This window comes from Stenotrophomonas sp. STEN008, assembly GCF_056760435.1.
The window spans coordinates 23,344-36,576 of record NZ_JBRRET010000038.1 but is presented as its reverse complement, the minus strand read 5'-3'; the positions used below and the strand labels follow the sequence as shown (position 1 = coordinate 36,576).

The 13,233-nt window shown below is 68.0% G+C and carries 12 protein-coding genes; 4 read left to right on the top strand and 8 right to left on the bottom strand.

Translation table 11 applies throughout. The annotated features are described in order from the left end of the window. Positions 1-161: 161 nt before the first annotated feature. The 4 genes from ACVOME_RS15595 to ACVOME_RS15580 form a co-directional block, all read right to left on the bottom strand. Positions 162-1,964 (bottom strand): DUF885 domain-containing protein, encoded by a 1,803-nt coding sequence (locus ACVOME_RS15595; protein ID WP_481505262.1) that lies wholly within the window; start codon positions 1,962-1,964, stop codon positions 162-164. A 79-nt stretch (positions 1,965-2,043) separates the two neighbouring features. After that, the gene (locus ACVOME_RS15590; RefSeq protein ID WP_065181454.1) at positions 2,044-2,562 is read right to left on the bottom strand and encodes a cytochrome c oxidase assembly factor Coa1 family protein; all 519 of its coding nucleotides are present in this window, start codon (positions 2,560-2,562) and stop codon (positions 2,044-2,046) included. Positions 2,563-2,587: 25 nt separating this feature from the next. Further along, positions 2,588-4,816: a S9 family peptidase gene (locus ACVOME_RS15585; protein WP_164150492.1), complete on the bottom strand. Its 2,229-nt coding sequence runs from the start codon at positions 4,814-4,816 to the stop codon at positions 2,588-2,590. 193 nt (positions 4,817-5,009) lie between these two features. Beyond that, complete coding sequence (locus ACVOME_RS15580) at positions 5,010-5,699, bottom strand: glutathione binding-like protein (RefSeq protein ID WP_128989913.1); 690 nt, start codon at positions 5,697-5,699, stop codon at positions 5,010-5,012. A 109-nt stretch (positions 5,700-5,808) separates the two neighbouring features. Here ACVOME_RS15580 and ACVOME_RS15575 point away from each other — a divergent pair, with 109 nt between their 5' ends. After that, positions 5,809-6,414, top strand: a complete 606-nt coding sequence (locus ACVOME_RS15575; RefSeq protein WP_053519577.1) for a TIGR00645 family protein — start codon at positions 5,809-5,811, stop codon at positions 6,412-6,414. A gap of 201 nt (positions 6,415-6,615) precedes the next feature. After that, positions 6,616-7,614, top strand: a complete 999-nt coding sequence (locus ACVOME_RS15570) for an energy transducer TonB (protein WP_053519576.1) — start codon at positions 6,616-6,618, stop codon at positions 7,612-7,614. Positions 7,615-7,673: 59 nt separating this feature from the next. On the opposite strand, the gene ACVOME_RS15565 is transcribed toward ACVOME_RS15570, so the two are convergent. After that, positions 7,674-7,928 carry a hypothetical protein gene (locus ACVOME_RS15565; RefSeq protein WP_065181451.1) on the bottom strand — a complete coding sequence of 85 codons (255 nt, stop codon included), beginning with the start codon at positions 7,926-7,928 and terminating at the stop codon, positions 7,674-7,676. Positions 7,929-8,005: 77 nt separating this feature from the next. On the opposite strand from ACVOME_RS15565, the gene ACVOME_RS15560 reads away from it, so the two are divergent. Beyond that, entirely contained in the window at positions 8,006-8,791 is a 786-nt protein-coding gene (locus ACVOME_RS15560) for an AraC family transcriptional regulator (protein ID WP_481505261.1), read from the top strand. Positions 8,792-9,022: 231 nt separating this feature from the next. Here the strand turns inward: ACVOME_RS15560 and ACVOME_RS15555 are convergent, their stop codons facing one another. From ACVOME_RS15555 to ACVOME_RS15545, 3 genes are read right to left on the bottom strand one after another with little or no spacing between them, the layout of a single operon-like run. After that, complete coding sequence (locus ACVOME_RS15555) at positions 9,023-10,207, bottom strand: ABC transporter permease (protein ID WP_065174299.1); 1,185 nt, start codon at positions 10,205-10,207, stop codon at positions 9,023-9,025. After that, complete coding sequence (locus tag ACVOME_RS15550; protein WP_065174298.1) at positions 10,204-10,950, bottom strand: ABC transporter ATP-binding protein; 747 nt, start codon at positions 10,948-10,950, stop codon at positions 10,204-10,206. The genes ACVOME_RS15555 and ACVOME_RS15550 overlap by 4 nt, the downstream gene beginning before the upstream one ends. Next, complete coding sequence (locus ACVOME_RS15545) at positions 10,947-12,473, bottom strand: alpha/beta hydrolase (protein WP_322523127.1); 1,527 nt, start codon at positions 12,471-12,473, stop codon at positions 10,947-10,949. The genes ACVOME_RS15550 and ACVOME_RS15545 overlap by 4 nt, the downstream gene beginning before the upstream one ends. 211 nt (positions 12,474-12,684) lie before the next feature. Between ACVOME_RS15545 and ACVOME_RS15540 the strand changes: the two genes are divergently transcribed. Further along, on the top strand, positions 12,685-13,185 hold the full coding sequence (locus ACVOME_RS15540; RefSeq protein ID WP_481505260.1) for a DUF1203 domain-containing protein: 501 nt from the start codon (positions 12,685-12,687) through the stop codon (positions 13,183-13,185). Positions 13,186-13,233: the final 48 nt, after the last annotated feature.

Below are 13,233 nucleotides of genomic sequence, written 5' to 3'. Positions count from 1 at the left end.
GGGGGGGGGGGGGGGGGGGGGGGGGGGGGGGGGGGGGGGGGGGGGGGGGGGGGGGGGGGGGGGGGGGGGGGGGGGGGGGGGGGGGGGGGGGGGGGGGGGGGGGGGGGGGCCTATTCCGCCCCCCCCCCGCGGCCCGCCCGGCGCCCCCCCCCCCGCTACCGTTACTTCTTCCGGTACTTCGGCACGAACACCTGGTTCACTGCGTCGGCCAGCTGATCCGGCGGCAGCAGGCCCTGGTCGAGCAGGAAGTTGTTGAACGCCAGGCGGTCGAACTTCGCGCCCAGTGCCAGTTCGGTCTGCATGCGCAGCTCCAGGATGCGGGTGTAGCCATAGAAGTAGCTGCCCGCCTGGCCGGGCATGCGCACGGTGTAGCGGTCCAGCTCCTGGGTGGCCATGGCCTTGGACAGGCCGACCTGTTCGATCAGCACCCGTTGGCCGTTTGCACGGTCGGTCAGGCCGAGGTTGAGCATCGGATCAAGCATCGCGCGCGCGGCGCGCAGCAGGCGGAACTGCAGGGCGATCATCTGCCCGTCCAGAGGCTCGTACGGCACCATCTCCGCTTCGGCGTACAGCGCCCAGCCTTCCACGTTCACCGAATTGAACGCGAACATGGTGCGCGCGAGCGAGACGCCCCGCTCGACCATCGCGGTGAACTGCAACTCGTGGCCGGGACGGCCCTCATGTGCGCTTAGGGTCCACGCGGCCGCACCAAAGTTGAAGTCGTCGTACTGGGCGCCGGCACCGGCCGCCGGGTTGCCCAATGGCAGTACGAAGGTGCCCTGCTGCCCGGTGTTGTTCACCAGCGGTGCCGGCAGGAAATGCGGTGCCGGGCTGGCGGCGCTCTCGGCAGCCGAACCCAGGCGCATCTGCATGGCGCGCTTGGGCACGTCGACAATGCCGTGCTCGCGGATCAGTGGATCGATGGCGTCGATCACCTTGCGATAGTGGCCTTCGAGCTGGTCGTCGGCGATCTTGTCGGCCTTCAGTGCGCGGATCACGGCGACCGGATCGGTCGGGTCGGCGACCTTCAGGCCCTTCTCCTTCACCACCAGCGGCGCCAGCTGCTGCATCGCCGAGCGGGTTTCCATGAACTCCAGCTGGGCACGCTGCATCAGCAGCTTCGGGTCGATGTCGATGCCGACCTGCTTGAGCTGGTATGCGTAGAGCGGCGCCGGCAGGCGCGTGTCGGTACGCGCCTTCGGCAGCACCTCCTTGCGCGTCCAGGCCGCGTACTCCTTCATCTGCCCCGCCAGGGCCCTCATCGCTTCATCGGCGCCGCTGATCTGGTACTTCTTCAGCAGCGACTCGATGCCGCTGATGTAGGTCTCGACATTGTCCAGCGACTGCTGCACTTCGATCTTCGTCGGCTGCAGCAGCGCGCTGTCCTTCAGGCGTTCTTCGTAGCGCTGGCGCGCCAGCGTGGTGAAGGCGGTGCCGCCCGGCGTCAGCCCGGCGTACGCCTTGAGGCGATCAAGCGCCTTGGCCCGGCGCTCGGCCGGCACCTGGTCGGACAGCAGAAGATTGAGGCCGCTGAACACCGTCTGCGGCGCATCGGTCCACGGCAGCAGGTACTTGTCGTTGAGCTCGCTGCCCTCGATGTTCTGGTTGGCGGCGTGGATCATGATCTGCAGGTCCTGGCGGACGTTGGGATCCTTCTCCGTGGCCAGCCGGGCCTGCAGCTCGTCGCGCGCCTTGGCGGTCGCGGCACGGAAGCGCGCGCCGTTGTCCGGGCCGAGGTCGGCCACCTTGTCGTCATAGCCCGGCACGCCGAAGAAGCCGGTCTGCTCGGGCTGGAACGGTCCCTGCGCGTCGAGCAGGATCTGCGCCAGCGCATTGCTGCGCGCGACCCAGGCGGGGCTGGCAGGCGTGGTGGCCTTGGCGGCCGGTGCGGCCAGGGCCGGGGGGGCGGACAGCAGCGGTGCAGCGGTCAGGGCCAGGGCGACGGCCAGCGCGATCGGCTTCATGAAGCACTCCAGGACAGGGTTGCCCGCACCCTACGCGCTCATGGCGATGGCGACAATCGGTGGGAAGTCATGGCGCCGGTCAGAACGCGGCCGTCATCGGGCAGCCACCGCGCTCGCGGCAGGCCTGCAGTTCGCACTCCTGCGCAGCCTCCTCATCGTCCAGCGCGGTCAGATCGAAGGTCTGTTTGTCCGCACCCAGCACATACATCACCGGGTAGTCCCAGACATCGTCGCGGCGGATGCCCTGCACGAACAGGCGACCTTGCGCATGGGCCCCTTCCAGCGACACGGTCAGGCCCACATCGCGCTCACCGGTGATCGCGGTCTGCATGCTGCCCAATGGCAGCGAGCCGGCGCGCAGCGGTTCGCCGAAGGCCTCCACCAGCTCGATGCTGCATCCGGCGCGCCGCATCGCCTCACGCATCGGCGGACTCTCGCGTGCGGCTTCGCCCCAGCGCATCACACTCCATGCCGCGGAACCGCCCAGTACGCCCAGGAACACCACCACGGTCAGTGGCATCGCCCATCGCCAGTGACGGCGCCACCAGCCGGGGGGATGGGCGGGATGGCCAGGAACAGGGGGGGGCAGGTGGTTCATCGGCGGGCTCCTTCCCGGTTGTGACTCAGGGTTTCAGGCAACGTCCCAGGAACGCTTCCGCCACACGGTAGCGGTGCAGCGCATCGGCACCGGACAGGCCATGCTTGGCGCCCGGGTAGGTCATCAGTTCGAAGGGCTGGCCGCGCTTCTGCAGCGCACTCATCAGGCTGGTCGAATTGGTGAACAGCACGTTGTCATCGGCCATGCCGTGGATCAGCAGCAGGGGTGAGCGCAGTCCGTCGATGTGGGTCAGCACGCGCGCTTCGCGATAACCGGCCTCGTTGCGTGCCGGCAGATCCATGTAGCGTTCGGTGTAATGGCTGTCGTACAGCCCCCAGTCGGTGACCGGTGCACCGGCCACGCCGCAGGCATAGCTGTCGGACGCCTTGGCCAGCAGCATCAGGGTCATGTAACCGCCGTTGGACCAGCCCTGCACGCCGATGCGCGCGGGGTCGACCCAGGGTTGCTGCTTCAGCCATGCCACGCCGCGCAGCTGGTCGGTCACCTCCACCGTGCCCTGCCTGCCATAGAGCGCGCCGCCGAACTCACGGCCACGCCGTGGGGTGCCACGGTTGTCGAGCGAGAACACCACGTAGCCCTGCTGCGCCAGGTACTGGTTGAACAGATGATCGCCACGTCCGGGCCAGCTGTCGGTGACGGTCTGGCTGGCCGGGCCGCCATAGACGTACACCGCCACCGGATAGCGCTTGGAGGGATCGAAGCCGGCAGGCTTGATCAGGCTGTAGTTGAGCGGCGTCCGGCCATCGGCAGCGGTCAGGGTGCCGAATTCGACCGGTCGCTGCGCATCGCGATAGCGCGCGTAGGGATGCTTGGGATCGGCCAGATCATTGTCCACCAGCGTCGCGATCTTCTCACCGTTGGCGCGGTACAGCTCGATCTGCGGCGGTGTGGTGCTGTTGGACCAGCTGTCGACATAGACACTGGCGTTGCGCGCGAAGCTGGCGCTGTGCATGCCCGGCGCCTTGGACAGCCGCTGTGGCGCCTGTCCGCCCTGCAGCGGGACGGAGTAGATCTGGCTCTCGCGCGACGTCTCGATGCCGGCGCGGAAATAGGCCTTGCCGGCCGCTTCATCCACAGCCAGGAGTTCATCCACGGGCCAGTCACCGTGGGTCAGCGCGGTGGCCTTGCCCGTGCTGTCGATGCGGTACAGATGCTGGAAGCCGGTACGCTCGGACGACCACAGCATGCTGCCGTCCTGCAGGAAGCGCAGGCTGTTGTGCAGTGGCACCCAGGTGGGGCTGGTTTCATGGGCAAGCACGCGCTGACGGTTTGAGTCCAATGCCACTTCCACCAGATCCAGCTGCCTCTGGTCACGCGACTGGCGCTGGAACGTCAGGTGCTGGGCATCACGCCAATCCACGCGCGCCAGGTAGATGTCCTGTTCCTTGCCCAGGTCGATCCAGCGCGGCTGTGCCGCGGCGGCCGGCGCGATCACGCCCAGCTGCACGCGCACATTGGCATCGCCGGCGGCCGGGTAACGCTGTTCGATGACATCGGTGCGGTCTGCATAGACCTCGTAGCGCTTCTGTACCGGTACCGGTGCTTCGTCGATGCGGGCGAAGGCGATGGCCGAATCATCCGGCGCCCACCAGTAGCCGGTGTGGCGGTCCATTTCCTCGTCGGCCACGAACTCGGCCACACCGTTGCCGATGGTGGCGCTGCCATCGCCGGTCAGCTGCAGCTGGCTGCCATTGGCCAGATCGATCACCCACAGGTTGCGGCCGCGGATGAAGCTGACGAAGCCGCCTTTCGGCGACAGCTTGGCGTCGGTGGCAAAGCCTTCGCCGTGGGTCAGCTGGCGTACTGCTGCCGGACCCTGCTGCTTCAGGTCGTACAGGTAGAGCTCGCCGCCGAGCGGGAACAACAGGCGCTGTGCGTCCGGCGACCACTGGTAATCGACGATGCCGGTCATAGCCGCGATGCGCTGGCGCTCGCGGCGGGCCTTCTCCTCGTCGCTGAGGGTCTCGGTGCCCGGCAGCACCACCTTGGAGTCGACCAGCAGGCGGGTCTGGCCGCTGGCGATGTCGTAGGTCCACAGATCCAGCTGGTTGCGGTCGCTGTCCTTGCCGCGCAGGAAGCTGACCTGCGAACCGTCCGGAGCGACCTTGGGCTTCATCAGGGTCGGCCCGGACAGCGGCAATGGACCGGTGATGGCTTCCAGCGTCAGTTTTTCAGCGTGGGCGGCAGTACTGGTGGCGAGCATGAGGGCAAGCGAAGCGAACAGGTGGCGCATGGAGGATCCCGGCAAACGGCAGGTCCGCCACCGCAGCATGTGCGGTGGCGATCAGCCCCCATCCTAACCAAGCCCGTGCGGGAAGGCAGCATGACCTTCTGCCCATGGCAGGGACCGGGCACGGCACATCGGCCGTTGACGGGCGGGTAGCGCCGGGCCATGCCCGGCGAGCGCAGCGGCCTGCGCAGGACCCTCAGCGCTGGCCGAACAGATGCTTGCGCTCATCATCGCTGAGCGGCTTGCCGGCGTTCGGATTGACCTGCTGGCGCAGCGCATACGCCCGCTGGGTGGCCGGGCGGGCGGCGATGGCCTGATGCCAGCGCTTGAGGTTCGGGAAGGCATCGAAATCTACCGGCAGCGCATCGTAGGCACCGACCCACGGATAGCTGGCCATGTCGGCGATGGTGTACTCCTCGCCGGCCAGGAAGGCATGCCCGGCCAGCCGCTTGTCCATCACCCCATGCAGGCGCCGCACCTCGCTGTCGTAGCGCTCGATGGCGTAAGGAATCTTCTGCGGTGCGTAGACATTGAAATGCCCCATCTGGCCGCTCATCGGGCCCAGCCCGGCCATCTGCCAGAACAGCCATTCCAGCGTGGCGATGCGGCCACGCGCATCGGTGGGCAGGAAGCGACCGGTCTTCTCGGCCAGGTACAGCAGGATCGCACCGGATTCGAACACGCTCTGCGGCGCGCCGCCGTCAGCCGGCGCATGATCGACGATGGCCGGCATCTTGTTGTTGGGCGAGATCGCCAGGAAGTCCGGCTTGAACTGGTCGCCCGATCCGATGTTGACCGGGTGGATGCGGTACTCCAGCCCGCTTTCCTCCAGCATCAGGGTGACTTTATGGCCGTTCGGGGTAGGCCAGTAATACAGATCGATCATGGCAGCGGCTCGGGTGCGGTAAGGAACCTGAAGTCTAGTGCGGGAGTTGGCTTGGCACCGTCATGGCGGGCCGGTAACCTCGCTCCTCCCCCGCAACGCACTGTCCTGCATGTCCCCCCAACGCCCCCTCTCCCCGCTGTCCTCGCTGATCTTCGCCTCGCGCTGGCTGCAGCTGCCGTTGTACCTGGGCCTGATCGTCGCCCAGGGTGTCTACGTGTTCCTGTTCGGCAAGGAACTGTGGCACCTGATCTCCCACTCGGCCTCGATGGGCGAACAGCAGATCATGCTGATCGTGCTGGGCCTGATCGACGTGGTGATGATTTCCAACCTGCTGGTGATGGTGATCGTCGGCGGTTATGAAACCTTCGTCTCGCGCCTGCGGCTGGAAGGCCATCCCGACCAGCCGGAATGGTTGAGCCACGTCAATGCCAGCGTCCTGAAGGTGAAGCTGGCGATGGCGATCATCGGCATTTCCTCGATCCACCTGCTCAAGACCTTCATCGCCAGCGGTTCGCTGGGCGGCCTGCCGCTGTGCGCGCCGGAACTGATGAACGTCGCCGCTGCCAACATCGGTGCCGCCAGGTGCTCGACCTTCACCGAGCAGGGCGTGCTCTGGCAGACCATCATCCACTGCGTGTTCATCCTCTCGGCGATCGGCATCGCCTGGACCGACAAGCTGATGTCCAACAGCCACGACAAGGCACAGGCGCATTGAGGCGCTGGCCGGTGGTGGCGCGGACGCCACCGCCGGTCGTCGCTGCCGCCCTTGTACGCAGCGCTGGCGGGGATGCTAGATTGCTTCCTCGCCGTTGCCGGCGGTGGCGTCGGGAAACGCCACCCTGCCGTGCTCGGACCCACGGTCCCGGCCATGCATATCAATGATTTACGTAACGTCGTCTTCTTAGAGGGGAGCAGGATGTCGCACGTCACAACGATCACCGCCGCGCGCCGGTGGCTGCCGGTTGCCTTGGTACTGGCCCTGGCCGCCTGCTCGGGCAAGGAAGAAACGCCTGCCCCTGCCCCGGCAGGATCGCCTGCCGCTGCGGCGCCGGCGACACCGGTAGTGGCCGCCAAGGTGCAGTCGATGGGCACCGAGCAGCTGCGCGAGTCGGCCAGCCAGGCGCTGCGCGAGAACCGCATGTACGCCCCGGCCGGCGACAACGCCATCGAGTACTACCTGGCCCTGCGCGACAAGACGCCGGACGATGCCGCGGTGAAAAGTGCGCTGACCGACCTGCTGCCCTACACCCTGATCGCGGCCGAGCAGCATCTGGGCCGCGAGGACTTCACCGAGGCGCAGCGCTTGGTCGCCCTGATCGAGAAGGTGGATGCCTCCGCACCGGCCCTGCCACGCCTGAAGGAAGGCCTGGCCAAGGGCGTGGAGAACGCGGCCAAGCGCACCGAGTCGGAAGCGGAGCGGGCCAAGAAGGACGCCGAGGACCGTACCCGGCAGCAGGCCGAGCAGCAGCGCCTGGCCGAGCAGCGTGCCAAGGAAGCCGATGCGGCCCGGCAGATCGCCGCACAGCAGGATGCCGCCCGCCGTGACAGCGAGCGCGAGGAAGCCGAGCGCCAGGCCGCCGCACGGCGTGAAGCGGAGCAGAAGCAGCAACAGGCCGCTGCGCAGCAGGCCAATGCCGCACGCCAGGCACCTGCCGCCGCGCCCAGCCTGCGTCCGGTCAGTACGCCGGCCCCCCGCTATCCGGCCGACGCCCTGCGCGCCGGCACCTCCGGCGAGGTGCTGGTGGAGATCACCGTGGGTACCGACGGCTCGGTGGTGAACGCCCGCGTGCTGCGTGCGACGCCCGCGCGCATCTTCGACCGCGAAGCCATGAACGCCGTGAAGCGCTGGCGTTTCGAGCCGGTCAGCGCTCCGGTCACCACCCGCCGCACTCTGGTGTTCGCGCCGGGCGGCTGAGCCGGGACATCCCCGCCAACGATCACGACAAGGCCCGGTCTGTCCGGGCCTTGTTCGTATCAGCGCTCGCCGTCGATCAGGTGCTGCAGGGCCGGATCGCGTGCCCTCAGGATGCGGAACAGGCCCAACGCATGCAGACCCGGCAGCAGCGCGCGCAGGTCGGCTTCCGCCGCTGCCCGGGACGCAGGGCTGCCGGCGGGATCCTGCCAGTCGCGGACGCTGGCAAGGAAAGCGCCCACGCTGCCCTTGCGCACGGTGAGGCCGTTGGCGACCACGTCGTTCTGATGATCAGGGAGGATGTCTTGAGGCTGCATGAGGAACTCCTTTCGGCGGGTGGAGTGCAGTGTGGACGCTGCTGTCTGCCGGATCTGCCGTATAACTGCCAGTTGATATGGCATATCAGACATCCCCCGCCCTGATTGACCCGCCCCTGGTCGACACCGCCCGAGGGCCGGTGCTGCTGACCGCGCAACTGGCCCTGGACCGTCCACGCCGGACCGCCCGGCACCAGCACGCCCGCGGGCAGCTGCTGGGGGCGCGACAGGGCCTGCTGCGGATCGAGGCAGGCGACCTGCACTGGCTGCTGCCAGCCGGCCATATGGCGTGGGTTCCGCCCGGACTGCCGCATGCGCTGGCCAGCATCGGCCCGTTCAATGGCTGGAGCCTGTACCTCGACGCAGCGACCTGCACGCGACTCCCGGCACGCCCACGCATCGTGCAACCGGGCCCCCTGCTGCAGGCAGCCGTGGATCGCGCGCTGCGCTGGGCGCCCGCACCGCTCGACGCGGTGCAGGAGCGTCTTGCCGGCGTCATTGCCGATGAGATCGACGCCAGCACACCGCTGCCGCTGGCCTTGCCGCAGCCACGCGATCGGCGCCTGCGGCGCGTTGCTGCGGCGTTGGCGCGTGCACCACAGGACACCCGCAGCGTCGAGGCCTGGTCCCTTGCCATGGGACTGTCCAGCCGCACCCTTGCACGCCACTGGCGCGCCGAAACCGGCATGACACTCAGCCAATGGCGCCGGCGCCTGCGCGTCCTGCTGGCGCTGCCACGCCTGCTGGCCGGGGAACCGGTGATCAGCGTGGCGCTGTCGCTCGGCTACGACACCCCCAGCGCCTTCATCGCCGTGTTCAAGCGCGAGATGGGGGTGACGCCTGCGCGGTATGCAGAGGGCTGACGTATTCAGCACTTCCTCTGCCTGCCTTCGCGCCCCAGACTGCCTGCTGGGGCCGATGTCCCGGATCTGTACCACGTCGCCGATACCTGGGAGAACTTTGACCGACTGGCCCCGGTGATTGCCCGGCGCTTCGCCGCTTGGCAGGCAACGCGAACCTGAAAACAGCGAGGCCCGGCATGACCGGGCCTCGTTCCGTATCCGCCGGGCAGGGCCCGGCGCTTCCACTGGCGGTCAGCCGGAAATCGCCAGGCGTTCGTTGTGGTAGCGGCGCACGGCGGCAAACCACAGCAGTGCGGCCAGACCGAGACTGGCGCCCAGATAGATCGCCCAGACGCTGGGACTGATCACTTCATGGCGGATGACCTTCAGCAGCATCTGGTTCTGCGACAGGAACGGCACCGCGTACTGCCACAGCTCGCTCTTCAGCGGGTAGGCGACCAGCGCGTAGCCGGGCAGCATCGGCAGCAGCATCAGCCAGGTCATGTGGCTCTGCGCTTCCTTCATGCTCTTGGCCGCCGCCGACAGGAAGGTCAGCAGCGAGGTACCGATCAGCAGCATCGGCAGCATCACCAGCAGCATCTGCAGCATCGAGCCGACATTCATGTTGAACTGGCGGCCGATGTTGCCCGGGGCGATCTGCGCGCTGACCTTGAAAGCCACCAGGGTCAACAGCAGCGACGCGAAGCCGACCACGCAGGCGGCGGCGATCTTGCCACTGACGATCGCGCTGCGAGAGCCGGGCGTTGCCAGCAGGGGCTCGAGTGACTGCCGCTCACGTTCGCCAGCGGTGGCGTCCATCACCAGATAGGCGCCGCCGATGAACGAGGTCAGGGTCAACAGCACCGGCAGCAGCATCGACAGGATCATGCCCCGTTTCGCTTCGGCACTGGCCAGATCCTGGCTGCCCACGTCCAGCGGACGCGCGACCTGGGCATCCACGCCGCGTGCCATCAGCCGCAGTGCGCCCACCTGGCCGTTGTAGGTGGCCAGCGCCGCTTCCAGGCGTGCGCTGGGCACTTCGGCGGCACGCCGGGTGCTGTCCTTGATCACCTCCACCAGCGCCGGCCTGCCCGCGGCCCAGTCCTCGCCGAAGTCATCGCTGATGCGCAGCGCGACGTCGATGTCCTGGTTGCGGATGGCCGCAGCCAGGTCCTTGGGTGCTGCGCTGGCGTTGAGCCCCTGCGCGGCCAGGAAGCGGACCAGGTTCGGTGCGTTGTCCGCGCCGATGGTCGGAATCTGCAGCGGTTGCTCGATCTGCGTGCGCACGCGGCTCTCGGCCAGCTTGCCCATGCCCAGCAGCAGCACCGGGTACAGCAGCGGACCGAACAGCAGGGTCAGCATCAGCGTGCGGCGGTCGCGGGAGAGATCACGCAGCTCCTTGCGCATCACCGTCATCAGGGTCGACATCATGCTCATGCGTGCAGGCCCTCTTCGCTGCCGATCAGTTTCACGAACGCATCTTCCAGATTGGCTTCGCCGGACTGCGCGCGCAGCTCATCGGCACTGCCGGCGGCCATGACCGTGCCCTTGGCGATGATCACGATGTGGTCGCACAGTGCAGCCACCTCCTGCATGATGTGGCTGGACAGAATCACGCACCGCCCTTCCTCACGAAGTCCCAGCAGGAACCGGCGCAGTGCGCGGGTGGTCATCACATCCAGGCCGTTGGTCGGCTCGTCGAGGATCACGTTGCGCGGATCGTGCACGAGTGCGCGCGCGATCGCGGTCTTGGTGCGCTGGCCCTGCGAGAAGCCATCGGTCTGGCGGTCGAGGATGTCGCCCATGTCCAGCGCCTGCGACAGCACGTCGATGCGCTCTCGGATGCGTGCTTCGGACAGGCCGTGCAGCCGGCCGAAATAGGCGATGTTCTCGCGCGCGGTCAACCGCTTGTAGACGCCCCGCGCATCGGGCAGCACGCCCAGGTGGCGACGGACCTCCACGGGATTGCGCGCGGCATCGATGCCATCGACGCTGATGCTGCCCTGGTCAGGCGTCATCAGCGTGTACAGCATGCGCATGGTGGTGGTCTTGCCGGCACCGTTCGGGCCAAGCAGACCGGTGATGCGACCGTCCTCGGCGCGGAAGCCGACATCGGCCACCGCCTGGATGCGGCCGGTGCGGGTATCGAAGGCCTTGTGCAGGTTGTCGGCGACGATCATGGTTCCCATCCGTTGAACGAGGTGAACGCCGGCACGTAGCTCAGCGTATCCAGGCAGCTGGCATCCAGCGCCTTGGCATCGGTGCTGTCGATGAACTGGCCCAGCAGGCGGGGCATGCAGCCGGCGGAGAGCGTGCCGTGGCCCTGGCCGCGCGCGACCAGTGCGCGCCCCTGCGGCAGCCCCTTGAGCACCTGTGCGGCGTAGCGCGGTGGCGTGACCGGGTCCAGTTCACCGGACAGCAGCAGCGCCGGCACCTCGCTGCGCAGCGGTGCGGCATCCGCGGCGGGGGCCGCGGTGTGCGGCCAGACAGCACACGGCGCGAAGAAGGCGCTGGCCACCTCGTTGCCGAACAGGCGCTCGGCATTGGCGGCTGGCGCGTGGTAGCGCGGAGCGTCCTCGCTGCAGATCACCGACCACTGCATGCCGCGGTTGATCTGGAAGCCCATGCTGCGGTTGGCACCGCGTGCCAGCGAGGCGAGCGGTGCGTAGCGGCCCTGCGCAGCCTCGTCCAGCACCAGCGGCAACAGCGAGGCGTACTGCGGAACATAGGAGAAGGCGAACGCCAGCCCCATCACGCTGTCCGGCGTCAGCACGTCGCGCCGCGGCGCGTTCGTGCCGGGGTCGCGGTAGTCAACGGTCACCGGCGCGGCGCGCAGCGTATCGAGCACGCCGCGCAGCTGTTTGCCGGTGTCGGTCGGAAAGCGCTTGCTGCACGCAGGATCCTTGCGGCACTGCGCCGACTGCAGATTGATCGCGTCTTCGAAGGTATTGGCGAAGTCACCCCCGACCACCAGCTCGTTCGGAACGACGCCGTCGATGACGATGCTGCGGGTGTGCTGCGGATAGGCGGCGGCATAACGCTGGGCCACGCGGGTTCCGTAGGAACCGCCCACCAGGTTCAGCGCATCCACGCCCAGCGCAAGGCGCACGGCATCCAGATCGGCAACGGCGTCGCGGGTGGTGTAGAACCGCGCATCGGCACGTCCCTGCAAAGAGCTTGCGCAGCGCTGGGCGTAGTCGCGCAGCAGCGCCTCGCTGGGGGGGACCTCTTCGTCGAAGGCCAGTTCCTTGCCATCTGCGCCCAGGCAGTTGAGCGGGTTGGAGCCACCGGTGCCGCGCTGGTCGATCAGGAAGATGTCGCGTTGCTTGCGAACCTGGCGCAGGGCGGTATCGACGATGACCGCCACCTCGCTGGCCGCCTGCCCGGGCCCGCCGGCGAGGAAGAACACCGGATCCGGTTGGCCGGAGCCACTGTTGCCCGATTCCAGCCAGGCGATACGGAGGTTGATCTTCCGCCCTTGCGGCTGCGCCCTGTCCTCGGCCACCTGCAGGGTGGCGCACTGTGCCTCGACGTTGGCGCTGGCGCCCATCGTGGTCAATGTGCAGGGCTGGAAGTCGATCTGTCCGTAGCGGCGGCCGGGCGTTTCCGCCGCCGCATCGGCGCTGCCGGAAGGCGCCGCGCCGCAACCGGCAAGCAGCAGGCTGGCCAGCGCGCCGGCCAGTGCGAGATGGTGTCTTTGCATCGTGCTCGTTTCCCCTGGAAGACGTTCCTGTCGACCACGACGGGCTGCCGCGGAAGATGTGACCCAACTTACACGGGCAGGAGGCTGGCGGCGATGGGCAATCGTCACTGGAAAGCCAGGCCCATGTCGGCCGGATCGAATGCGGCGTCGCATCATGGCGAGCAGCGCAGCCGTCGGCCACGCAGACTCATGGCGAGCCCAGGAGATTCCCATGAACGCGTGGTACCTCAGCGGCCTCGATCACCGCCCCTTCCAGCACCTGTTCGAACAGAGCGACCGCGCGCTGGCTGCGCAGGGCATCCTGCGACGCTGGGCCGGGGATCGCGGCGGCCATCCGTGCCGGGTCAGCCTGGCCGATCCCCCAAGTGGCGCCGAACTGCTTCTGCTGCCCCATACCCACCTGGCCACGCACTCACCCTATCGCGCGTCCGGTCCGATCTTCGTGCAGCGCGGCGCTACGCGCTGCGTCCTGCCCGCCGGGGTCGTTCCGCCCTACGTCGAGCGACGGCTTATCTCACTGCGTGCCTACGACGAGGATGCACTGATGATCAGCGGGCAGGTCTGCCCCGGCAACGAGGTCGGGGTACAGCTCGATGTGCTGTTCGCCGATCCCGCGGTGGCCTTCGTGCAGTTGCACAACGCAGGCTACGGGTGTTTTTCGTGCCAGGCGGACCGGATGGATCAGGACGCGCTGACACACGGCGTCGCGTGATCGGCACCACGCACGACGCGTGACCCTCTGCGCATCCGTTCAGGCCTG